This window comes from Rhodococcus sp. P4_E4 (assembly GCF_056401575.1).
Window position 1 is genome coordinate 85300 of record NZ_JBFUJB010000012.1, and the last position, 20739, is coordinate 106038.

The following is a 20739-nucleotide window of genomic DNA, read 5'->3' on the forward strand; positions in this document are numbered from 1 at the left end:
AGCACGCAGTTGCGGCTGACCGTCAGCGGTCGGGCCACCAGAGGTGCGCAGTGAGCAGGGTCACGAGCCGATCGTACATCGGTACTCGCACCCTGCTCACGTCGGGCGCGGCTACATTTTCGCCATCCTCCGTCGGCTCAGCGACATTTTCGCCATCCTCCGTCGGCTCAGCGGAAAATCATGCACGTCGTAGTTCCGTGCGCCACCAACTTGCCGTTCTTGTCCAAGACCTTGCCCTCTGCGGTCGCGGTACGCCCGCCCACGTGAATGACACTGCCGTGGGCTGTCAGTTCGTCACCGTCGAGAGGCACCGTGCGGATGTAGTTGAGCTTGAGTTCGAGGGTCGTGTAGCCGACGCCGGCCGGAAGCATCGTGTGCACCGCGCAGCCCATGACCGAGTCGAGCAGCGTTGCGCAGATGCCGCCGTGCACGGTGCCGAGCGGGTTGCTGAAATCGGCACGCGGGGTCAGTGCGAAGCTGACGGATCCCTCGTTGACCTCGCGCATCTCCATGCCGAGGAGGCGTCCGATGCTGGGTCGGTCGTTGACCTGCGTTCCCATCCAGCGGAGAAGTTCGAGGCCTGTCATCTGCGCCGGATCGACGGTTGCGGTTGTCTCGTCACTCATTGTTTCATCCCATCACTATGTAGGTCGTCATACATAACGTAGCGTATGAGTCGACAGGTGTACCGACGGCCGAAGGATCTGTGACATGGCAGAGCTGAGCTCACGTGATCGCATGATTCGTAGTGCGGTCGAACTGATCAGCCGCAACGGTGTCGATGCGACGTCCTTCAGCGACGTCATCAAGCACAGCGGCGCGCCCCGTGGGTCGATTTACCATCACTTCCCCGGCGGCAAGACCGAGCTGATGGTCGAAGCCGTGCGCGCGGCTGGTGCGATCATCACCAGACGAATCAGCTCGGCTGCGGCCACCGGTTCCACTGCCGACGTGATCGAAGCGGTCGGAGACATCTGGCGACTCAATCTCACGCGCTCGGACTTCGCGATAGGCTGCCCGGTGATTGCCGGCGGGTTGGCACGCGCCAGTGAGCCAGAAGTCGCGGAAGTATCGGCTGAGGTCATGCTGGGATGGCAGAAGTTGATCGAATCGCAACTCGAAACTGCGGGTTATCCTGCAGTGCAAGCAAAGTCGATGGCAAACCTGACGATCACGTCGGTCGAAGGTGCAGTGGCGGTGTGCCAGACGACTCGAAGTATCGAGCCGCTCGAACAGGTCATCGCTTCACTGCAGGGGCTCTCTCGTTCTGAGGCTTGGTCCCGCTGAGCCTTCGGGGGTTGACTTCGGCCATCAAGTATCCGTAACTTCATGTAACGGCTAATTAGGCAGGGGTAGGCGATGACACATTGGTTCGACCTCGAACCGGTCGGTGTCGATTTCTTCGACACGGCACCGCATATCTTCACGTACTCGATCGACCTCGCCGCCGAACCTGATGTCGTCTGGGCCGGTCTGACCGCCGACGAGCCTTTGTCGTGGTGCCGACTGCTTACAAAAGTGCACTACACCTCGCCGTGCCCCTACGGCGTCGGCACGCGCCGAATCGCGGAGGTGGGCGGTGGCGCGATGCAGATGCGCGAAAAGTTCATCACCTGGGACGACGAAACGCGTCGGCACTCGTTTTACGTCGAACAGTCCAATGTTCCGCTGTTCCAATCCTTCGCGGAGGACTACCGCGTCGACGAGCTCGCAGTGGGTTCGAGACTGCAGTGGAATTTTGCATTCTCGCCGCGTCCGAAGTTGTCGCTCGCGGTGCGCGGCGGGCTACCGGTCAACTCACTGATCTTCTCGAGCTTCGTGCGCGATACCAAGCGGCACTTCGGTTCTGCGCCACGCCATTGACTTTCTTCCCTTCATGCGAGAGGCATTCATGACCACGCTCGGAGAATCGTTGACTTTGCCCTGTGGGCAGATACTGCGGAATCGCACGATGAAAGCTGCGCTCAGTGAGGCTCTGGGTGACCGGACTCATGGACCGTCCACCCGCTTGGAAACGCTGTACGGCCGTTGGGGCAGTGGCGGGTTCGGTTTGCTGATCACCGGCAATGTCATGGTTGATCGATCGCAGATCGCCGAACCGGGCAACGTCGTCGTCGACGACGATCGTGATGCCGAAGCGCTGACTGCCTGGGCCAAGACTGCCAAGAACGGCGGCGCCGAGATCTGGATGCAGCTGAACCACCCAGGGCGGCAATCCAACCCGATCGCCAGCAGAGGTCGACCGGTCGCACCGAGCGCGATTGCGCTGAAGATTCCGGGAATGGCGACGCCGCGAGAACTCTCGACTGCTGAGATCGAAGAGATCGTCGACAAGTTCGCGGAAACCGCTCGCGTCGCCGAGTCGTCCGGCTTCGGAGGCGTGCAGATACATGCCGCCCACGGTTATCTTGTTGCGCAGTTCCTTTCGCCGTTGTCCAATCAGCGGACGGACGAGTGGGGTGGAGATCCCGAGCGTCGACGACGCTTTCTGATCGAAATCGTTCGGCGCATACGCTCGACCGTTGCTCCCGGATTCGCGGTGTCGGTCAAACTCAACTCGGCTGATTTCCAGCGCGGCGGATTCTCGGAAGACGAATCGCGAGAAGTAGTACGCGCGCTGACCGAAGAGTCGGTCGACCTCATCGAGATCAGCGGTGGCAGTTATGAATCGCCGGCCATGATGGGTAAAGTGCAGAAGCAGAGCACTCGCGATCGAGAGGCATATTTCCTCGAGTATGCCGAGACGGTTCGAGCGATTGCCGGCGACATTCCCTTGGCGGTCACCGGCGGCTTCCGCTCGCGATCGGCGATGGTCGAGGCACTCGCTTCCGGCGCCTGCGACGTGATCGGCCTCGGCCGGCCGACGATCACGATTCCCGACGCGGCAACCGTTCTCCTGGAATCGAATCGGGAACGATTGAACGTCCCGATTGTGGAGTTCGGAGCGCGGAAGTTGTTGGGGAAGGTTGCCGACATCTCGATGCTCGACGGTGCACTCGACCTGCAGTGGCACACCGATCAGTTGCATCGAATGGGTGACGGCAGCGAGCCGGATCCGGCTCGGCCGTGGTGGAAAACCCTCGGGACCATGGTGAGGCGAAACGGAATCGATGCGCTTCGCCCCACCAAACGAGCGGCTTGATCAGTTCGGTGCACCGATGTTGAGTTCATCGGGATGCGCGCCGACGCGGGTACCGTCGTCGAGAGTGTCGATTTCGCTCAGATCGAGATCGGTGAGTTCGAAGTCGAATACGTCGATGTTCTGAGCGATCCGGGCGTCGTGCACTGATTTCGGGATGACGATCAGGCCGTTCTGCAGGTGCCAGCGGATCAGGACCTGCGCGGCAGTTTTGCTGTGGCGGTCACCGATTCGAGTGATGATCGGATCGGTGAGCAGCGTGTTGGGCTTCGATGCCTTACCCCAACCTGCGTTGCTGGTACCGCCCAGTGGGCTCCACGACTCGACCTTGATCCCGTGCTCGGCGGCCTTGTCGCGGATCGCGTGCTGCGTGAGGTGCGGATGCAGTTCCACTTGATCGACTGCCGGCAACAATCCGCCGCGATCGACGAGAAGCTGCAGATGATGCGGCTCGAAGTTGCACACCCCGATTGCCTTGGCGCGGCCCGATTCCGCGATCTTTTCGAGCGCGTCCCACGTGCGGAGAAGGCGGTCGTTGTCCTGCAGTGGCCAGTGGATCAGGTAAAGATCGACGTAATCGACGCCCAGCTTGTCGATGCTGCTGTCGAAAGCCTTCAACGCCGGCTCGTAGCCCTGATCTGCATTCCACAGCTTCGTGGTGAGGAAGATGTCCTCTCGCGCGACGGACGAGTTGGCGATACCTCGTCCGACGCCTTCTTCGTTTCCGTAGGCGGCAGCGGTGTCGATGTGTCGGTAGCCGGCGTCGTCGAGTGCGAACCGCACTGCATGCTCGGTTTCGTCGTTGGTGGCCTGCCAGACTCCGAGGCCGAGTTGCGGGATCGTGGTTCCGGAATTCAGCGTGATGTCAGGAATGCTCATGGATCAAGGCTAGCGATCTCGAGCTTTTCTCGCCTGGGTCAGAGTCGCCTGGGTCAGAGAGTCGTAGCCGAGTACCCATGCGCCGCTGCAACACTGTCGGACAGGAGCAGGCCGTCGTGTGTGCTCAGTCCTGACCCCAGGCCGGGAACTGTCGCGACCGCGTCCTTCCACCCCTTGTCTGCCAATGCGACGACGTACGGAAGCGTCGCGTTGGTGAGCGCGTACGTCGACGTACGGGGGACGGCTCCGGGCATGTTCGCAACGCAGTAGAAGACGGAACCGTGAACCTGGTACGTCGGGTCGGCGTGCGTGGTCGCGTGTGAATCCTCGAAGCAGCCGCCCTGGTCGATGGCGATGTCGACCAGTACAGATCCCGGCTTCATGCGCGCCACCAGGCTGTTGGAGACGAGGGTCGGCGCCTTCGCCCCGGGGACCAGCACTGCGCCGATGACGAGGTCGGCGTCGAGTACTGCCTGTTCCAGTTCGAGGCTGTTGGACGTGATGGTCTTGACCTGGCCGTGGTACAGCTCGTCGATTTCCCGCAGGCGCGCGATCGACAGATCGAGAACGGTGACGTCGGCCTGCATGCCGTAGGCCACGGCGATGGCGTTCTTGCCGGAGACGCCAGCACCGATCACCACGACCTTGGCGGGGCGCACTCCGGGGACGCCGCCCATCAGCACTCCGCGTCCGCCGCCGTGACGCATCAAGTGGTAGGCGCCGGCCTGCGGCGCAAGGCGTCCGGCTACTTCGCTCATCGGTGCGAGAAGGGGCAGTGAACCGTCGGAACCGACAACGGTTTCGTAGGCGATGGAAGTGGTCTTCGAAGCCAGGAGTGCGTCGGTGCATTCCTTCGACGCTGCCAGGTGAAGGTAGGTGAAGAGCACCTGATCCTTGCGGAGTTGCGAATACTCCTCCGCAATAGGTTCTTTGACCTTCAGGAGTAGATCTGCGTCCGCCCAGACCTGATCGGCGGACCCGAGGATCTGCGCGCCCGCGGCCTTGAAATCCTTGTCACTGAACGAGGAGCCGACGCCTGCGCCCGTTTCGATGACGACCTCGTGCCCTCGGCCGACCAGTTCGTGGACGCCTGCTGGGCTGATAGCCACGCGGTACTCGTGGTTTTTGATTTCGCGGGGGATTCCGACCTTCATGACACGGCTCCGAACTGAGTCTGTTGTTTCTTCGAATGGCAGGTGCCAAGCATGAAGTTTCGTCGCCAGATAGTGAAGAGAAGTGAAGCTAATTCTCTAGTCTGTATTCATGGTGCGCGAAAGTTCAAAAATCGGTATTCAGACGGCCGCCTCGCCGAAGCATGTTCGGGCTGCCGTGAAGTTGGACGAGGTCGACCGGGTTCTGCTCGAAGAGCTGGCGAAAGACGCGAGGATTCCGAACAATGCGCTGGCCGCGATCGCGGGAATTGCGCCGTCGACATGCCTCGGCCGTGTGCGCGCCTTGGTGGACAACGGCGTGATCAGGGGATTTCACGCGGACATCGACCCCGCCGCTCTCGGAATGGATCTGCAGGCGATGATCGCAGTTCGACTGCAGGCCAACGCACGGTCGCACCTCAACCGGCTCGGCGACGATTTCGCCAAGCTGGACTCGGTGCTCAACGTGTACTTCGTTGCCGGTGTCGACGACTACATGCTGCACGTCGCAACGACGGATTCGGCGCAGTTGCGTGACTTCGTCGTCAACAATCTCTCGGCACATCCAGCGGTTGCTGCGACCGAGACGATTCTGATCTTCGAACACGTCAGGCCTCGAGGCGGTACTGCCTGATTAGTTCTCACCCGATGGCGGGTCGACGCCCGGACCAGGCGTTCTCGAGGAGTTCGCTCAGGCCCGGCGGGGTGATCTCACGCGGATTCGGATACGCGGCGGAGGTGGCGAGTTCGACTGCATTTTCGATTTGATCGTGACTCATTCCCAGTTCTTGCAGAGTGGTCGGTCCGCCGCACGCGGTGACGAGGTCGAAAACGCCGGTAGCGGCATCGGATGCGCCCAGAGCAGTCGCTATTCGCGACATCACATCCGGGACAGCAGGCGCGTTGAATGCCATCGCGTGGGGGAGGACAACGGTGTGGGTGGGAGCATGCGGCAAACCGAAGCTGCCACCGAGGGTGTGGCACAACTTGTGATGAAGCCCCATACCGACTGTGCCCAAGCAAGTTCCGGCCAACCAGGCCGCTTGCAGTAGTTCGGCCCTACCTTCCAGATTTTTCGGATCATCGACAATGCTCGGCAGCGCACGGGCGATCCCGGAGATCGCCTCGATCGCCATCGAGTCCGTGATCGGGTTGGACTCGATGGAGTACAACGCTTCAACCGCATGCGCCATCGCGTTGACGGCGCTGGTGACGGTGGTATCCAGCGGCAGATCGAGAGTGAGGTCGACGTCGTAGATGACGGTTTCCGGTCTGATGTGGGGAGAGGAGCGAGTTGTCTTGCGTCCGTTCTCTGTTTCACCCAACACCGGAGTGACTTCTGATCCCGCGTACGTTGTCGGAACGACGATCTGATCGAACCCCGCTCGTAGTGCCAGTGCCTTGGACAACCCGGTTGCCGAACCGCCGCCGATCGCGACGACCGTGTCGACGTGATGGTTCTCGGCAAGTCTCAGCGCGGCTGCCGTGACTTCGATCGGAGTATGCATCACAGCGCCGTCGAAGCGGACCACCGCCATGTCGCCGAGAGATTCGGTCACGGCGGCGGCAACCGCGTCGAGTCGACGACTTGCCAGCACCATCACTCGGCTACGGCCGAGCCGCCGCACTTCTTCGGCGATCGTATCGATCGTCCCTTGGCCGAAGACAATTCGAGACCGTGAAGCGTCGTACGAGAAGGGCTTCATGTCACCCCTGCGAAACGGTGGCGTGCATTTCCCAGACGATGACCTCTGCCCCGGTATCGGAGCTGAGCTGCTGACCTCCACCGCCGGATACTCGTACCGCGTCACCTTGTTCGAGCACTCCGACGCCTTCCATGGCGGCCTGACCGTCGGCGACAAAAACGTGCAGGAACGGTGCGTCCGGCAGGGTCACAGGTTGTCCGGGTTGCAGACGCGCAACGTGCATCGCGGCGTACTTGTTCTTGATCCGGATTGCCGAGTGATCGGCGTACGCGTCCATGCCCGACGCGACGGGAACCAGTCCACCGGCAAGCAATTCGGCGTCGATCTCCAACTGCTCGTATCCGGGCGTGATTCCGGCCTCGTCGGGGACGACCCACATCTGGATGAAGTGAACCGGGTCGCTGTGCTTGTCGGAATGCGCACCCGCCACGTCACCGAGTCGCCACGAATCGTTCTTCTCCGAATGCAGGATTCCCGTTCCAGCGCTCATCCGCTGGGCGAGACCGGGGTAGATGACGCCCGAATGCCCCATCGAATCCTGATGTACGAGAGAACCTCTCAGTACCCAGGTGACGATCTCCATGTCCTGGTGCGGGTGGGTGTCGAATCCCATTCCGGGCGTGACGATGTCGTCGTTGTTGACCAGGAGAAGACCGTGGTGAGTGTTCTTCGGGTCGTAGTGATTGCTGAACGAGAACGAGTGCTTCGAGTCCAGCCAGCCGGCATTGGACTTGAAGCGATCCCCGGATCGACGGATATCGAGGTTCGGCTGCGACAGAGTGGAGGTCATGGTGTGCCTTCCGAATGGTGTGGGGGAGAGCAAGTTTTCAGAGGACGTGATTGCCGTACATCTCGCCGAGAGGGTCGGCGATCAGCTCGAGTCGAGCGCCGTCGGGATCGCGGAAGTACAACGAAACCTCGCTGTGCTCGATCAGTTCGACGCCGGCCTCGGTCAGTTGGGTGCGCAGCTTCGCCCACTTGGCAGGTTCGACGCTGATTGCGATGTGGTGGAGGCCGCCGAGTACTTCTTGGTACGGGCCCACGTCGAGACCCGGGAAGTCGAAGAAGGCCAGCAGGTTGCCATTGCCGATGTCGAAGAAGAAGTGCGACGACCCGGGATAGTCACGGTTCTCGATCAACTCGGTGAGTGGGAATCCGAGGAGATCCTGATAGAACTTCACGGTTCGTTCGACGTCACTGCTGATCAGGGCCGTATGGTGCAGGCCGCGTGCGGTCGATGCGGGTCGTTTGTCGGCGGGGATCAGATGTCGATCCCTGATCTCGGTCCGGCGTTCCTCGAACTGCACTGCGTTGTTGTCGCTCATGGCGCCCGCCTCTCGGTTGAACCTTCTCTTCGAACAGGTAGTTGACTGATCAACTACATTGAGAATAGATCATTTGATTTCGTTGTCAACTACTTCGGATATGCTGGTGTCATGGAATCGACGCGGTGGTTGAGCGACACGGAGCAAACGGCCTGGCGGGCTTACCTGGACTCGACCCGACTGCTCCAGCGTGTTCTCGATCAGCAGTTGGTGCGAGACTCCGACATTTCCTTCACCGATTTCGAACTGCTGGTCGCTCTCGCCGAAGCGCCCGGCCGGCAACTGCGCATGAGTGAGCTCGCCGACGCTGTGATGGCTACCCGAAGTGGTGTGACCAGGGCCGTAAATCGATTGGTCGGCGCAGGGTGGGTGCGCCGGGTTGAGTGTGTCGACGACAAGAGGGGCGCCAATGCGGAGCTGACCGACTCGGGTGCCGACAAACTGGCGTCGGCAAGCCCGGCGCACGTAGCCGCAGTGCGGGAGAGCATGTTCGATCTGCTGAGCCCGCGAGATGTCGAGCGGTTGGGTGTGGTCTTCGGTGAGATGCGTCGGCACCTTCTCGGGACCCAGTCAGGTAATTGACAGAGCAACGGTCCGTGTCACGTAGTTGGTGAGGGCTGCGAACGGGCTGCCATCATTGTCTGGTGACCCGCATTCGTATGTTCGCAACCGACCTCGACGGCACCCTGCTGCGCTCCGACCGAACGATTTCGGCGCGCACCGCGCAGGCCATGGAGAACGCGCGGCTCGCCGGAATCGAAGTTGTGTGGGCGACGGCCCGCGCCCGGCATTCGGTACACACATTGGCGAACTCGTGCGGGTTTCGCGGTAAAGCTGTGTGTGCCAACGGAGCTGTGATTCTCGACCTCGCCGACGGGACTCCGGAGATCGTCGACACCGTCTCGATCGAAATGTCCTTGGCTGCAACGGCTATGGAGCAAGTTCGGTCGCTGGTTCCGGGCGTCGTGTTCGCGAATGTCGGACCCACGCAGTTCTTTGCCGAGCCGGAGTATGCCGCTCTGTGCGAATTCGCGGACCATCACCGGCACCTGCACGAGATGGTGCTCGCCGATACCCTGCCGCTGGACGTGGAGCCGATGGTCAAGATCGTGGCTCGGCATGCGGAAGTTCCCAGCGCCGACCTGTACCGAACAGCGGTCGCTGCGGGCATCGAGGGCGTGGAGTTGACGCACTCCGGCGCCCCGTACATGGAAATGGCTGCAGCGGGCGTCTCGAAGGCCAGCGCTCTCGCGCAGTTGTGCGCGATCGACGGCATCGACGCGTCGGAAGTGGCCGCAGCCGGTGACGCCTTCAACGATGTTGCCATGCTGACCTGGGCCGGAACAGCTCTGGCGCCGGCCAACGCCAGAACCGAGGTCATCGAGCTCGCCGACCGAATTTTGCCCACGAACGACGAGGACGGCGTGGCGAGCTATCTCGAAGAGTTGGTTGCGGGGCGCTAGTTCAGCTGCTGACGGCCTTGGGTCCGGTGCCGATACCGACTCCGCAGTCCGTCATGAATTCGGAGAAGACGCGGTCGAAGCGATCCGGGTAGTCAAGGTGCGGGAAATGTCCGGCTCGCTTGAAGATCTCCACCCGCCCCAGCGGTAGTTCGGCGCGAGCGTTCTCGGTGTGGGCGTTGGGGATGATGGTGTCTTCCTCACCCCACACCAGTAGTGCCTGCAGATTCTTGAAGTTGGCGAAATGCGGAGTGGCATTGACGGTTTGACCGTTGTAATTGATGACCGATCGTGCCGTCGCCAGAAATGCCTGACGTGTCGACGCGTCCGATACCGAAGCGAAGCTCTTACGGGCCTCGCTTGCGCTGGCACCGAGCTTGAACAGGCCGATCTTGTTGAAAAGTCCGAGCGCTTTGTCGGTCACGTCGGTCAGCGTCCTCGACGCGAGGACGGGAAGTACCAGTTCGCTGCCGGGCAGTGTCGCCGCGCGCAGGAGTGGGCTCACCTCGGGGCCGAGTCCACCGCTGGCCACCAGGCACAGCCGCTCCACCCGGTCGGGGAACAGATACAGCGTCTGCATCGCGATCCCACCACCGAGGGAGTGGCCGACCAGGGTGGCCGACGGAATGTCGAGGGCCTCGAGAAGGTCACGCACAGTGGCTGCGTGAGCACTGAGTGAATAGTCGCCGGCAGGCTTGTCCGACGCACCGTGTCCGAAGAGATCAGGGGCGATCACGCGGTAATGACGCGAGAGCGTCTCGATCTGCGGTTCCCAGTTGGAGTGCGCGCCCAGCAGGCCGTGAATGAGCACCACGACGGGGCCACTGCCTTGGTCGACGTATTTGAGCTGGTCGCCGTGCAATACAACCGTCTGTAATTGGTCGGTTGCCATGATTGAACCTTTCGGAGCCGCCAGTGTCTGTGGCTGCTCGCGTGTCGTCGGACCGCACCCGCCCCGACGCGGATCCACGGGTATTTGTGACCGGGAGTAACCCCAGTTCCCTCAGTATGCCCATCGAGGGGGTCGATGTCGTGGCCATCGGGCGTGTTGTGACGAACCGTGAGCCGTCGGCTGAGAGGAGACGTACAACTCACCGCCGCGTGTCGGCGCCGTTGATCAGGCGAAATCGACCAGTTTGCCGAAGGTGAGGTTGATGTCCCACGGTGTGACGCCCCACGTCTCGATCGCTGAAACCGCGAAGATTCCGGCAGCCTCGATGGTGTCCTGTGAGGCTGGTGCCGACACAGAAACGCCGGTTCGGTCGCTCGGAACCTCCGGCCAGACGCCTGTGCCCACCGGTGCGGGGGTTGCCTCCATGACTGCGTTGGACAGGCCCGATTCGTCGACGGTCGTGAAGAGGCAGTTAGGCTCGTGGGGAGAATCCCACCCGCCGAGTTCCGCGAGCCAGAATTCGCCGCGTCCAGCAGCGGAGATCGCGATCGACGCGAGTACCGATTCGAGATCTTCCCAAGCGTCGCCGGTCGGGGAGGACGCGTCGGTGAGCTTGAACGGTGCGGCGAGGGCAGTGCTGTCCGGGGTGGCGAAGCGCGGCTGCACAGTGAGGGCCTGGGTCTGGGTATCCAGAAACGCAACTTCTCGGAACTTGTTGTCCGGCAGAGAAGTACGAGCTACGAGGCCGCGTCCAAGCAGTGCGCCGAGCGCGGCGGGATCGTCGACGCTCCACAAGCGGGTCTCGTCCTCGGACCAGGTGCGAATCATTCCGCTGACGACAGGACTGATCAGCACGGGCTCGAGGTTTGCACTGCCTGTTGATTCGCTCACCGCTGGCTCCCCACCGCACTTCGTACCGTCGGACGGGTTCCGGGCGGCCAGACAAGTATGCCGCCTCGCTGCTGTGCGCCTTTATTAACCGCCGGGGGTTAATAAAGGGTCGGCCGGGAAACCGGGATCGGACGTCATGCCCGACGCGATGCTGCCGGGTGCGACGGCCACGGCGCGAAGACCCTGCTTGCTGTACTCGAGAGCAAGTGCGTGCGTGAAGGATTGGATTCCACCCTTCGACGCCGCATATGCCGTCATGTACGGGTGGGCGAAGGTCGCCGAAGTGGAACTGAAGTTGACCACGACACCTGCTCCGCTTTCGAGCAGTGCCGGGAGGGATTCCCTCGTCATGAGGAACGTTCCGGTGAGATTGACCCCGATGACGGTGTTCCAGAAATCGAGTGTCATCTCGTGGGTGTGCGCGGAGCGCAGAATGCCCGCCGCATTGACCAGCACGTCGAGCCCGCCCAGAGCCTTGATCGCAGCGCCGACCTGTTCGCGAACAAACTCTTCGCTGGAGATGTCGACCTTCACCGTGGTGAGGCGATCGGAGTGGCCGGCGTCCTTCGCGGCGTTCAGCGTCTGTTCGAGGCCGGTCTCGGAAATGTCGGCGGCGACGACGGTGCCTCCTTCTGCCAGGATGCGGGCAACGGTGGCCTGGCCGATTCCGGACCCTGCGCCGCTGATGAGGACGCGCTTGTCGTCGAATCGATTCACGAGAAAACTCCGGTCTGTGAGATGGACAGCTGTCTGGTGACCGATTCTGCGTGATCCAGCCGCATAAATCTGCGGTTCATTCCACTGACTGGGCAGCATCGGTGCTTGTTCGCCCGGGATTGCGAGCGAACAAGCACCGATGTGTCTTAGAGACCCGCGGCCTGAGCGAGGCTCGGCAGGTAGGTGCTCGGCTGTCCGAAGAGCTGAGCGCTGCCGTGTGCACGCTTGAAGTACAGCTGAGCGTCGTGCTCCCAGGTGATTGCGATTCCGCCGTGCAACTGAACTGCTTCGGAGGTGATCTGCTGCAAGGCTTCCGAGCAGTAGACCTTCGCCACTGCCGCGTCGTCCGCCGACTGCGTCGCCACGGCCGCGTACGTCATCGACCGCGCCGTCTCGACCAACGTGTACATGTCGGCCATCCGGTGCTTGAGGGCTTGGAAAGAACCGATCGCGCGACCGAACTGCTTGCGCGACTTGGTGTATTCCACGGTCTGTTCGACGATCGCTGCGGCCGCTCCGACCTGTTCAGCGGACAACGCGATCAGAACGACGGTTCGGATGCGATCGACCAGATCTTCGGACCACTCCAGTGGCCGACCACGAACACCGGAGAACGTGACCTCCGCCAGCGTTCGCGTCGGATCCATGGTGGGGACGCGTCGGCGGGAGACGCCCTCGGCCGCGGGATCCACTTCGTAGAATCCGTCGGCCGTGAGAACGAGCAGGGTGTCCGCAATGTGTCCGTCGAGGACGTACGACGCCGTGCCGGTCAACGCATCCTCGGTTGCCTCGACGCCGAAGGTGCTCCAACCCGCAGCCCCTGCCCAGCACAGGGCCAACGTGCTCTCGCCGGACGCGACACCGGGCAGCAGTCGTGAGCATGCGTCGTTGTCACCGGAAAGCAGCAGTGCCTGTGCGGCAAGAATCGCCGAACCCAGCATCGGTGAGGGGGTCAGCGTGCGGCCCAGTTCCTCCTGGACCACATGTACCTCGCCCAAACCTGCTCCGACGCCGTCGAACTCCTCCGGAATCGCCAGCGCGGCGACGCCGATCTGCTCGCACAGCTTGCTCCACAACGCGGCGTCGTAGCCGATCTCTGTGGTGATGGCAGCGCGGACGGCAGCGGAGTCGGAATGCTTGCTCAGGAGATCGCGTACCGACGCACGTAGTGCTGCCTGGTCTTCGGTGTCGATGCTCATGATGCAACCAGCGCTTCGACGACGCGCGCACGATGCTCGGACGGTGTGCCCCATGCGGTGAGCAATGCTCGTACCTTGGTGAGCCACAAGGAGAGATCGTGTTCCATCGTGTAGCCGATGGCGCCGTGAACCTGGAGTCCGACGCGGGCGGCCTTGTAAGCAGCATCCCCGCACGCGACCTTGGCGGCGGAAATGTCACGCGAGGCGTCGGCCGACTGATCGCGAACCGACAGAGCGGCACCGTGGAGCAGGGGGCGAGCCATTTCGAGCGAAACGGCAACTTCTGCCAGGTGGTGCTTCATTGCCTGGAACTGTCCGATGACCTTGCCGAACTGCTTGCGCTGCTTCGCGTATTCGGTGGTGACCTCGAGCAGTGTCTGGCCGAGACCTTGCAACTGCGCGGCAGTGGCAAGAGCGCCCATGTCGAAGGCTGCGGAGAAGTCGGCGGAGCCCAGCGATTCGCCGGCGGAAACCTCGTAGAGCTTGCGGGAGAGATCCACCGATGCCTTGGCTTCGCCAGGGATGCCGAGTGAGACGGTGCCGTCCTGCGCGAGTAGAACCAGATCGACCGCATTGGCGTCGAGCGCGAACGGTGTGCGCGGGGGAGCGGCGACGGTTGCCAGCGAACCCTCGGCGAGAGCAGAGAGACGTTCCGGTGCAACGGAAGCCAGGAGCGTCGGTGCTACTGCGATGGTCTCGACGACCGGTCCGGGTACTGCGTGCCGACCGAGCTGTTCGAGTGCAACGACCAGGTCCACGGCGTCGGCGCCGAGTCCGTCGTGTTCTTCGGATATGACGAGGCCGTTGACGCCGGTCTCGGCAAGGCGCTGCCAGAGCTTCTTGCCCGGCTCGGTGTCACCGTCGTTCCACGAACGGATGACGGAGGGCATGTCGGACTTGGTCAGCAGTGCATCGATGCTTGCAGCGAAGTCCTGGTGGGAGGAGTCGAGCGCGAATCTCATCGGTCCGCCTTCGGTAGGCCGAGCAGACGCTCAGCGATGACGTTTTTCTGAATCTCGTTGGTGCCTGCGTAGATCGGGCCGGACAGGGAGAACAGGTATCCGTCCATCCAGTTGTCGGCCAGCTCGGCTTCAGGGCCCTGCAGTTCGAGAGCAGTCTCGTGGGTGGCGATATCCCACTCGGACCAGAAGACCTTGTTGATCGAGGACTCGGCGCCGAGTTGTCCACCGTCGGCGAGACGGGTGACGGTACCGAATGTGTTGAGCTGGTAGGCGCGAGCGCCGATCCAGGCGTCGGCAACCTGGTTACGCAGAGCGCTGTCGTCGGTTCGTCCGCTGGACTTGTACAGCTCGAGCAGTCGGTCGACGGTGGCGAGGAAGCGGCCGGGGCTGCGCAGCGAGAGGCCACGCTCGTTGCTCGCGGTGCTCATCGCGACGCGCCAACCTTCGTTGACGTTGCCGATCACACCCGACTCACCAGGGTTGGCCGGGTCGTCCGGCACGAAGACGTCTTCGAGGAAGATCTCGGCGAAGCCGGGCTCGCCGTCGAGTTGATCGATCGGGCGAACGGTGACGCCCTTCGAGCGCAGGTCGAACATGAAATACGTGATGCCCTTGTGGCGCTGCGCATCCGGATCGGAGCGGAACAAGCCGAAGCCCCAGTCGGCGTAGCTTGCGCGTGAGCTCCACGTCTTCTGACCGTTGAGCAGCCAGCCCCCGTCGACCTTCTTCGCACTCGAACGCAGGCTCGCGAGGTCGGAACCGGATTCGGGCTCGGACCAGGCCTGGGCCCAGATGTCGTCGGCACGAGCCATGCGCGGCATGATGCGAGCCAACTGCTCGGCATTTGCATGCTCGAACAGTGTGGGAGCCAACAAGAAGATGCCGTTCTGGCTTACGCGCCCGGGCGCGCCAGAGCGGTAATACTCCTCCTCGAAGATGACCCATTCGAGCAGGGACGCATCGCGTCCGCCGAGTTCCTTGGGCCAGGAGACGACGGCGTAGCCGGCGTCGGCGAGAGTGTGCTCCCACTGACGGTGCTCTTCGAAGCCTTCGGCGGTATCCATCGACTTCAGGGGAGTGGCGGGCACATTCGCCTCCAGGAACGAGCGGACCTCGTCACGGAATGCGGTTGTGGCGTCGTCGAATACGAGATCCACTAGTTTGTTCCTTCCTGCGGTGCGCGAGCACTGGCAGCCATGGCTTTGGCGTCGAGACCACCAAGCGAGTCTTTGCCGACCTCGGCGTTGTGAGCGTGAGCGAAGTGATGCAGACCGAAGACGGAGTCGATGCCGTTGCGCATCCCCATCTGATCCTCGCACTGGTTGACGGCCTTCTTGGTCAAAGCCAGTCCGAAACGCGGCATCTCGGCGATACGCCCGGCGAGCTCGAACGTCTCCTTCTCGAGATCCTTGCGGGCGACGACGCGATTGACCATGCCGATTTCGTAGGCGCGTTGCGCGGTGAATCGATCGCCGGTGAAGAGCATTTCCTTCGCGAAACGTGAACCGACCATCCACGGGTGCGCGAAGTATTCGACGCCGGGGATGCCCATGCGGACAACGGGATCGGAGAAGAAGGCGTCGTCGGCTGCGACGATCATGTCGCAGACCCAGGCGAGCATGAGCCCACCGGCAATGCAGGCGCCTTGCACCATCGCGATGGTGGGCTTGGGGATCTCCCGCCAACGGCGGCACATGCCCAGGTAGACCTCCATCTCGCGGGCGAAACGCTGGTCACCGCCTGGCTTGTCGACGTGATCCCACCACATGGTGGCCTTGTTCTCGTACTCGACGTGATGGTCGCGTCCCGGAGTTCCCAGGTCGTGTCCGGCGCTGAAGTGGGGTCCGTTGCCTGCCAGGACGATCACCTTCACGTCGTCGTCCTCGACGGCGCGCTGGAATGCCGCGTCGAGGGCGTACGTCACGACCGAGTTCTGGGCGTTGCGGTAGTCGGGTCGATTCAAGGTCACGACGGCGACCGAGTCACGAACCTCGTAGGTCACGACGTCGGCTTCGAAGGGAACGGTCATGATTGTTCCTCGCGCAGAACCGTTTTGAGGACCTTGCCCGAAGGGTTACGGGGCAGGTGATCTACGAAGCGCACCTCGCGGGGCACCTTGAAGCCTGCGATCTTCTCCTTGAGGAAAGCGATCACCGACTCTTCGGTGAGGCCGGCACCGTCGAGCTGGGCGATGTAGACGCGGCCCACCTCTCCCATCCGGTGATCGGGGATGCCGATGGCAGCAGACTCGTGGACGCCGGGCAGGCGAGCCAACATGCCCTCGATCTCGGCGGGGTAGACGTTGAATCCGCCGCTGACGTACATGTCTTTCAGGCGGTCGGTGATGTCGAGATAGCCACGCTCGTCGAGGGTTCCGACGTCTCCGGTGTGCAACCAGCCGTCGGCGTCGATTGCCTTGGCGGTGGATTCGGGGTCGTCGAGGTATCCGAGCATGACGTTCGGTCCACGAAGCAGGATCTCACCCTGGTCGCCGATCTTGACCTCGAAATCGGCTGTCGCGCGGCCGGAACTGGTGGAGACGGTGACCGGGTCGTCGTCGGTGCGGCACATGGTCGCGACCACTGCCTCGGTCAGACCGTATGCCGTGAGGACGGCGTCGAAAAGCTCTGCCTGCATGCGCTCGACGAGAGCAACCGGAACGGGTGCTGCGCCGGTGATCGCGATGCGGAGCGAGGACAGGTCGTATTCGCTGCGGCGGGGATGATCGAGGATGGTCTGGTAGATCGTCGGGGCACCGGGCAGGATGCTGATCTTTTCGCTGTTGACCAGCGCGAGGGTGTCGTCGATGTTGAAGACGGACACCGGCACGATCGTCGCACCGTTCAGCAGGCAGACCAGGATTCCGGCCTTGTACCCGAAGGTGTGGAAGAACGGGCTGATGATGAGGAAGTTGTCGTCGGCGGTGACCTCGGCGCATTCACCCCACGACTTGGCGACAGCGATGGACTGACGATGCGCGGTGATCGCACCCTTGCTGCGTCCCGTGGTGCCGGAGGTGAAGAGGATGTCGCTGACGTCGTCTGGCTGCACCTTCGCAGCACGCGCATCGGCTTCGGTGCGGGCGGCGTCGGTGGCGAGCGCGAGGAAGTCCTCGAACTCGATGACGCCGTCACGGTCGTCGTCCCCGTCGATCGGTACCTGGATGACGGTCGGGATCGACAGGTCCGGGTTGGCGTCGAGCAACTGCTGATAGCGATCGGCCTTGAGGAACGTGCCGACGACCACCAAGGCCGCGGCGTCGACGCGCTCGATGATGTCGAGAGCTTCGGTGCCGGTGTATCGAGTGTTGATCGGGATGATGGACGCGCCGGCATATTGAGCGCCGAGCAGGGCGATCACCCAGTGGTACGTGTTGGGCGACCAGATGACGACGCGATCGCCTGCCTTCACCCCACGGTTGATCAGCGCGCCGGCGAAATCGCGGACACGTTGATGTAGCTGTGCGAAGGTCAGTCGGGTGTCGCCATCGGCGATAGCCGCGCGCTCACCGAACTCCTCGGCGGCCCGGATGAGGGCTGATGGGATGGTTCTCGGTTGTTCGGTCACTGGACTCCTACCTGACACGCTACCTAGCAAGTGCTTGGTAGGTTATCTTACATATGTGGACCAGAGCGAGAGCCCGGACGGGCAGATGACGGACGACGAGTTTGCGGCCACGGTCGCGCAGTGGTTGGCCGAGAACTTGACGGGCAAATTTGCCCAGCTCAAGGGTAAGGGCGGCCCCGGCAGTGAGCACGAGTTCTTCGAGCAACGACTCGAGTGGGACAAGCACCTCGCAGCCGCAGGGTGGACGTGCCTCGGGTGGCCGAAGGAGTTCGGCGGGCGGGGAGCAAGCATCTCTCAGCAGGTCATCTTCCATCAGGAGTACGCGAAGGCCGGTGCGCCCGCTCGCGTCAGCCACATCGGTGAAGAGCTGCTCGGCCCGACGCTGATCGCGTACGGAACCGACGAGCAGAAGCGCCGATTCCTTCCTGGCATCAACACGGTCAGCGAACTGTGGTCGCAGGGCTACTCCGAGCCCGGCGCCGGTTCAGACCTCGCGAACGTCTCCACCACCGCACGCCTCGAAGACGGCAAGTGGATCATCAACGGCCAGAAGGTGTGGACCTCACTGGCTCACGTCGCGCAGTGGTGCTTCGTGGTCTGCCGCACCGAGGTGGGCTCCAAGCGTCATCAGGGCTTGAGCTTCCTGCTGGTCCCGTTGGATCAGCCTGGTGTGACAGTTCGGCCCATCCAGCAGCTCACCGGTACGTCGGAGTTCAACGAGGTCTTCTTCGACGACGCCGTCACCGACGCCGATCTGGTGGTCGGGGAACCTGGCGAGGGCTGGAAGATCGCGATGGGGCTGCTCACCTTCGAGCGCGGGGTATCGACGCTCGGACAGCAGATCGGATTCGCTCGCGAGCTCCAGGGCGTCGTCGACCTGGCGAAGGCCAATGGCAGTGACCAGGATCCGCACATTCGCGAGAAGATCGCTCGTGCCTGGGTCGGACTGCGCGTGATGCGCGCCCACGCGATGCGTACTCTCGACGCGGTCGACGCCGGAACCGGTGGCGGAGAAGCGTCCGTCGCAAAACTGTTGTGGGCCAACTGGCATCGTGACCTGGGACAGCTGGCGATGGACGTGCAGGGTGCGTCGTCGTTGGTTGCACCGTGGGCGGATTCCGAAGGCAATGCCTCGGACATCACCGACCCCGAGCATCTCGAACTCGACGAGTGGCAGCGCCTCTTCCTCTTCACCCGCGCCGACACGATTTACGGCGGCTCCAACGAAATTCAGCGCAACATCATTTCCGAGCGCGTGCTCGGTCTTCCCCGAGAGGCTCGTTAATGTCTGACACCAAAGCCGCGTCCCCGCTTTCCGTTGCGCCCGAGGAAACCCCGGGCCACGGACTGCTCGCGGGCAAGAAGGCGATCATCACCGCCGCAGCCGGAACCGGCATTGGCTTCTCTACCGCGCGCCGGGTGCTTCTCGAGGGCGGCGACGTTCTCGTCTCCGACTTCCACGAGCGTCGGCTCGGCGAGACGGTGGAGAAGCTGAAGGCCGAGTTTCCCGGCCAGCAGGTCGAGTCCATCATCTGCGACGTCTCCAGCACCGAGCAGGTCGACGCGTTGTTCGTCGGCGCGGCCGAGAAGTTGGGACGTATCGACATCGTCGTCAACAACGCGGGCCTGGGCGGCGAGACACCCGTCGTCGACATGACGGACGATCAGTGGGATCGCGTTCTCGACATCACCCTCAACAGCACCTTCCGTTCGACGCGTGCCGCGCTGCGGTACTTCAAGAGCGTTCCGCACGGCGGTGTTCTGGTGAACAACGCGTCCGTTCTCGGTTGGCGGGCGCAGCATTCCCAGGCTCACTACGCCGCAGCCAAGGCGGGCGTCATGGCACTGACTCGGTGCAGCGCTATCGAAGCCGCGGAGTACGGAGTCCGTATCAACGCGGTCTCGCCCTCCATCGCGCGTCACGCGTTTTTGGCGAAGGTCACCAGTGAGGAACTGCTCGACCAGTTGGCTTCCGGTGAGGCCTACGGCCGCGCCGCGGAGGTCTGGGAGATCGCAACGGTCATCGCGATGCTCGCCAGCGATTACTCCACCTACATGACCGGCGAGATCGTCTCCGTTTCTTCGCAGAGGGCCTAGCGTCCCCGTGCGCGGTTAAAGAGTCCCCGGACTCGCTGACCGCGCACAGGGGAAGGCCCTGGATAGGATTGAATACATGACGCCACCTCGAAATTCCGACGAATCAAACGGCAAGTCCGGGCGCCGCGACGAGCTGCTCGAGATCGCGGCGGGGCTGTTCGCCGATCGCGGAGTGCGCGCGACGACCGTCCGCGACATCGCCGACGCCGCCGGGATCCTGTCCGGCAGCCTGTATCACCATTTCGATTCCAAAGAGTCGATGGTCGACGAGATCCTGCACCAGTTCCTCGACGAACTCTTCGGAAAATACCGCGAGATCGTCGCGGCGGGGTTGGACAGTCGCGCGACGCTCGAAGCGCTGGTGGTGACCTCCTACGAGGCCATCGACGCCTCACATTCGGCTGTGGCGATCTACCAGGACGAGGTCAAGCACCTCGTCGGGAACGAGCGCTTCGCTTACCTGGCCGAGCGCAACACCGAATTCCGGGACCTGTGGGTCGGCGTCCTCGAAGCCGGCGTCGCGGACGGGACCTTCCGTTCCGACATCGACGTCGAGTTGGTCTTCCGATTCATGCGAGACACCGTGTGGGTCGCGGTTCGCTGGTACCGCCCGGGTGGATCCCTGTCGGCTCACGCCGTCGCGGCTCAATATCTCGCGATCGTGCTCGACGGGCTCTCCGATCCGGCTACAACTTCAGATGCTATTGCTGAATCAACTTCAAGAACTATTGCTGCACAACGAAACTAGGAGCTA

At 62.7% G+C, this 20739-nt stretch carries 22 protein-coding genes and 1 pseudogene; 9 read left to right on the forward strand and 14 right to left on the reverse strand.

The genetic code is table 11. The features are described from left to right. Nucleotides 1-167 precede the first annotated feature (167 nt). Nucleotides 168-626 (reverse strand): PaaI family thioesterase, encoded by a 459-nt coding sequence (locus tag AC1DVN_RS15175; protein ID WP_003945940.1) that lies wholly within the window; start codon nucleotides 624-626, stop codon nucleotides 168-170. Between the two features lie 85 nt (nucleotides 627-711). On the opposite strand from AC1DVN_RS15175, the gene AC1DVN_RS15180 reads away from it, so the two are divergent. From AC1DVN_RS15180 to AC1DVN_RS15190, 3 genes are all read left to right on the forward strand, one after another. Continuing rightward, the gene (locus AC1DVN_RS15180; protein ID WP_007734151.1) at nucleotides 712-1287 is read left to right on the forward strand and encodes a TetR/AcrR family transcriptional regulator; all 576 of its coding nucleotides are present in this window, start codon (nucleotides 712-714) and stop codon (nucleotides 1285-1287) included. 72 nt (nucleotides 1288-1359) lie between these two features. Beyond that, on the forward strand, nucleotides 1360-1863 hold the full coding sequence (locus tag AC1DVN_RS15185) for an SRPBCC family protein (RefSeq protein ID WP_477993986.1): 504 nt from the start codon (nucleotides 1360-1362) through the stop codon (nucleotides 1861-1863). Between the two features lie 28 nt (nucleotides 1864-1891). After that, complete coding sequence (locus tag AC1DVN_RS15190) at nucleotides 1892-3142, forward strand: NADH:flavin oxidoreductase/NADH oxidase family protein (RefSeq protein WP_477993987.1); 1251 nt, start codon at nucleotides 1892-1894, stop codon at nucleotides 3140-3142. On the opposite strand, the gene AC1DVN_RS15195 is transcribed toward AC1DVN_RS15190, so the two are convergent. Together AC1DVN_RS15195 and ald are read right to left on the reverse strand one after the other, a co-directional pair. After that, entirely contained in the window at nucleotides 3143-4018 is an 876-nt protein-coding gene (locus AC1DVN_RS15195; protein WP_084326852.1) for an aldo/keto reductase, read from the reverse strand. A 53-nt stretch (nucleotides 4019-4071) separates the two neighbouring features. Further along, a complete protein-coding gene (gene ald, locus AC1DVN_RS15200) occupies nucleotides 4072-5172 on the reverse strand; it encodes an alanine dehydrogenase (protein WP_084326853.1) in 1101 nt (366 codons plus the stop codon). A gap of 109 nt (nucleotides 5173-5281) precedes the next feature. On the opposite strand from ald, the gene AC1DVN_RS15205 reads away from it, so the two are divergent. Next, the gene (locus AC1DVN_RS15205) at nucleotides 5282-5803 is read left to right on the forward strand and encodes an Lrp/AsnC family transcriptional regulator (protein ID WP_019746936.1); all 522 of its coding nucleotides are present in this window, start codon (nucleotides 5282-5284) and stop codon (nucleotides 5801-5803) included. 7 nt (nucleotides 5804-5810) lie between these two features. Here AC1DVN_RS15205 and AC1DVN_RS15210 read toward each other — a convergent pair whose 3' ends face one another. The 3 genes from AC1DVN_RS15210 to AC1DVN_RS15220 are packed head-to-tail and all read right to left on the reverse strand — an operon-like array spanning nucleotide 5811 to nucleotide 8200. Beyond that, on the reverse strand, nucleotides 5811-6875 hold the full coding sequence (locus AC1DVN_RS15210; protein WP_084326854.1) for a maleylacetate reductase: 1065 nt from the start codon (nucleotides 6873-6875) through the stop codon (nucleotides 5811-5813). Between the two features lies 1 nt (nucleotide 6876). After that, nucleotides 6877-7665, reverse strand: coding sequence for a pirin family protein (locus AC1DVN_RS15215; protein WP_020906267.1), 789 nt, complete (start codon nucleotides 7663-7665; stop codon nucleotides 6877-6879). A gap of 37 nt (nucleotides 7666-7702) precedes the next feature. After that, complete coding sequence (locus AC1DVN_RS15220; protein ID WP_084326855.1) at nucleotides 7703-8200, reverse strand: VOC family protein; 498 nt, start codon at nucleotides 8198-8200, stop codon at nucleotides 7703-7705. Between the two features lie 111 nt (nucleotides 8201-8311). Here AC1DVN_RS15220 and AC1DVN_RS15225 point away from each other — a divergent pair, with 111 nt between their 5' ends. Beyond that, nucleotides 8312-8782, forward strand: coding sequence for a MarR family winged helix-turn-helix transcriptional regulator (locus AC1DVN_RS15225; protein ID WP_084326856.1), 471 nt, complete (start codon nucleotides 8312-8314; stop codon nucleotides 8780-8782). A gap of 62 nt (nucleotides 8783-8844) precedes the next feature. After that, nucleotides 8845-9663, forward strand: a complete 819-nt coding sequence (locus AC1DVN_RS15230; protein WP_084326857.1) for a Cof-type HAD-IIB family hydrolase — start codon at nucleotides 8845-8847, stop codon at nucleotides 9661-9663. 1 nt (nucleotide 9664) lies between these two features. On the opposite strand, the gene AC1DVN_RS15235 is transcribed toward AC1DVN_RS15230, so the two are convergent. The 8 genes and pseudogenes from AC1DVN_RS15235 to AC1DVN_RS15270 all read right to left on the reverse strand — a co-directional run bounded on the left by AC1DVN_RS15235 (nucleotide 9665) and on the right by AC1DVN_RS15270 (nucleotide 17888). Further along, entirely contained in the window at nucleotides 9665-10552 is an 888-nt protein-coding gene (locus tag AC1DVN_RS15235) for an alpha/beta fold hydrolase (protein ID WP_003945464.1), read from the reverse strand. Between the two features lie 225 nt (nucleotides 10553-10777). Then, nucleotides 10778-11443 carry a hypothetical protein gene (locus tag AC1DVN_RS15240; RefSeq protein WP_084326858.1) on the reverse strand — a complete coding sequence of 222 codons (666 nt, stop codon included), beginning with the start codon at nucleotides 11441-11443 and terminating at the stop codon, nucleotides 10778-10780. Between the two features lie 120 nt (nucleotides 11444-11563). Continuing rightward, nucleotides 11564-12160 (reverse strand): annotated as a pseudogene (locus AC1DVN_RS15245) (SDR family NAD(P)-dependent oxidoreductase); the annotation flags it as partial. A 146-nt stretch (nucleotides 12161-12306) separates the two neighbouring features. Further along, a complete protein-coding gene (locus AC1DVN_RS15250) occupies nucleotides 12307-13359 on the reverse strand; it encodes an acyl-CoA dehydrogenase family protein (protein ID WP_046377953.1) in 1053 nt (350 codons plus the stop codon). Continuing rightward, on the reverse strand, nucleotides 13356-14321 hold the full coding sequence (locus AC1DVN_RS15255; RefSeq protein ID WP_084326859.1) for an acyl-CoA dehydrogenase family protein: 966 nt from the start codon (nucleotides 14319-14321) through the stop codon (nucleotides 13356-13358). The genes AC1DVN_RS15250 and AC1DVN_RS15255 overlap by 4 nt, the downstream gene beginning before the upstream one ends. Continuing rightward, nucleotides 14318-15478, reverse strand: a complete 1161-nt coding sequence (locus tag AC1DVN_RS15260) for an acyl-CoA dehydrogenase family protein (protein WP_007734181.1) — start codon at nucleotides 15476-15478, stop codon at nucleotides 14318-14320. The genes AC1DVN_RS15255 and AC1DVN_RS15260 overlap by 4 nt, the downstream gene beginning before the upstream one ends. Then, nucleotides 15478-16350, reverse strand: coding sequence for an enoyl-CoA hydratase (locus tag AC1DVN_RS15265; RefSeq protein WP_019746945.1), 873 nt, complete (start codon nucleotides 16348-16350; stop codon nucleotides 15478-15480). Before AC1DVN_RS15265 ends, AC1DVN_RS15260 begins: the two co-directional genes overlap by 1 nt. After that, nucleotides 16347-17888, reverse strand: coding sequence for a FadD3 family acyl-CoA ligase (locus AC1DVN_RS15270; RefSeq protein ID WP_069147001.1), 1542 nt, complete (start codon nucleotides 17886-17888; stop codon nucleotides 16347-16349). Before AC1DVN_RS15270 ends, AC1DVN_RS15265 begins: the two co-directional genes overlap by 4 nt. 55 nt (nucleotides 17889-17943) lie before the next feature. Between AC1DVN_RS15270 and AC1DVN_RS15275 the strand changes: the two genes are divergently transcribed. The 3 genes from AC1DVN_RS15275 (at nucleotide 17944) to AC1DVN_RS15285 (ending at nucleotide 20733) form a co-directional block, all read left to right on the forward strand. Beyond that, nucleotides 17944-19173: an acyl-CoA dehydrogenase family protein gene (locus AC1DVN_RS15275; protein ID WP_019746947.1), complete on the forward strand. Its 1230-nt coding sequence runs from the start codon at nucleotides 17944-17946 to the stop codon at nucleotides 19171-19173. Further along, nucleotides 19173-19985 (forward strand): SDR family oxidoreductase, encoded by an 813-nt coding sequence (locus AC1DVN_RS15280; RefSeq protein WP_003945582.1) that lies wholly within the window; start codon nucleotides 19173-19175, stop codon nucleotides 19983-19985. Before AC1DVN_RS15275 ends, AC1DVN_RS15280 begins: the two co-directional genes overlap by 1 nt. A gap of 76 nt (nucleotides 19986-20061) precedes the next feature. Continuing rightward, nucleotides 20062-20733, forward strand: coding sequence for a TetR/AcrR family transcriptional regulator (locus AC1DVN_RS15285; protein WP_003945807.1), 672 nt, complete (start codon nucleotides 20062-20064; stop codon nucleotides 20731-20733). Nucleotides 20734-20739 lie beyond the last annotated feature (6 nt).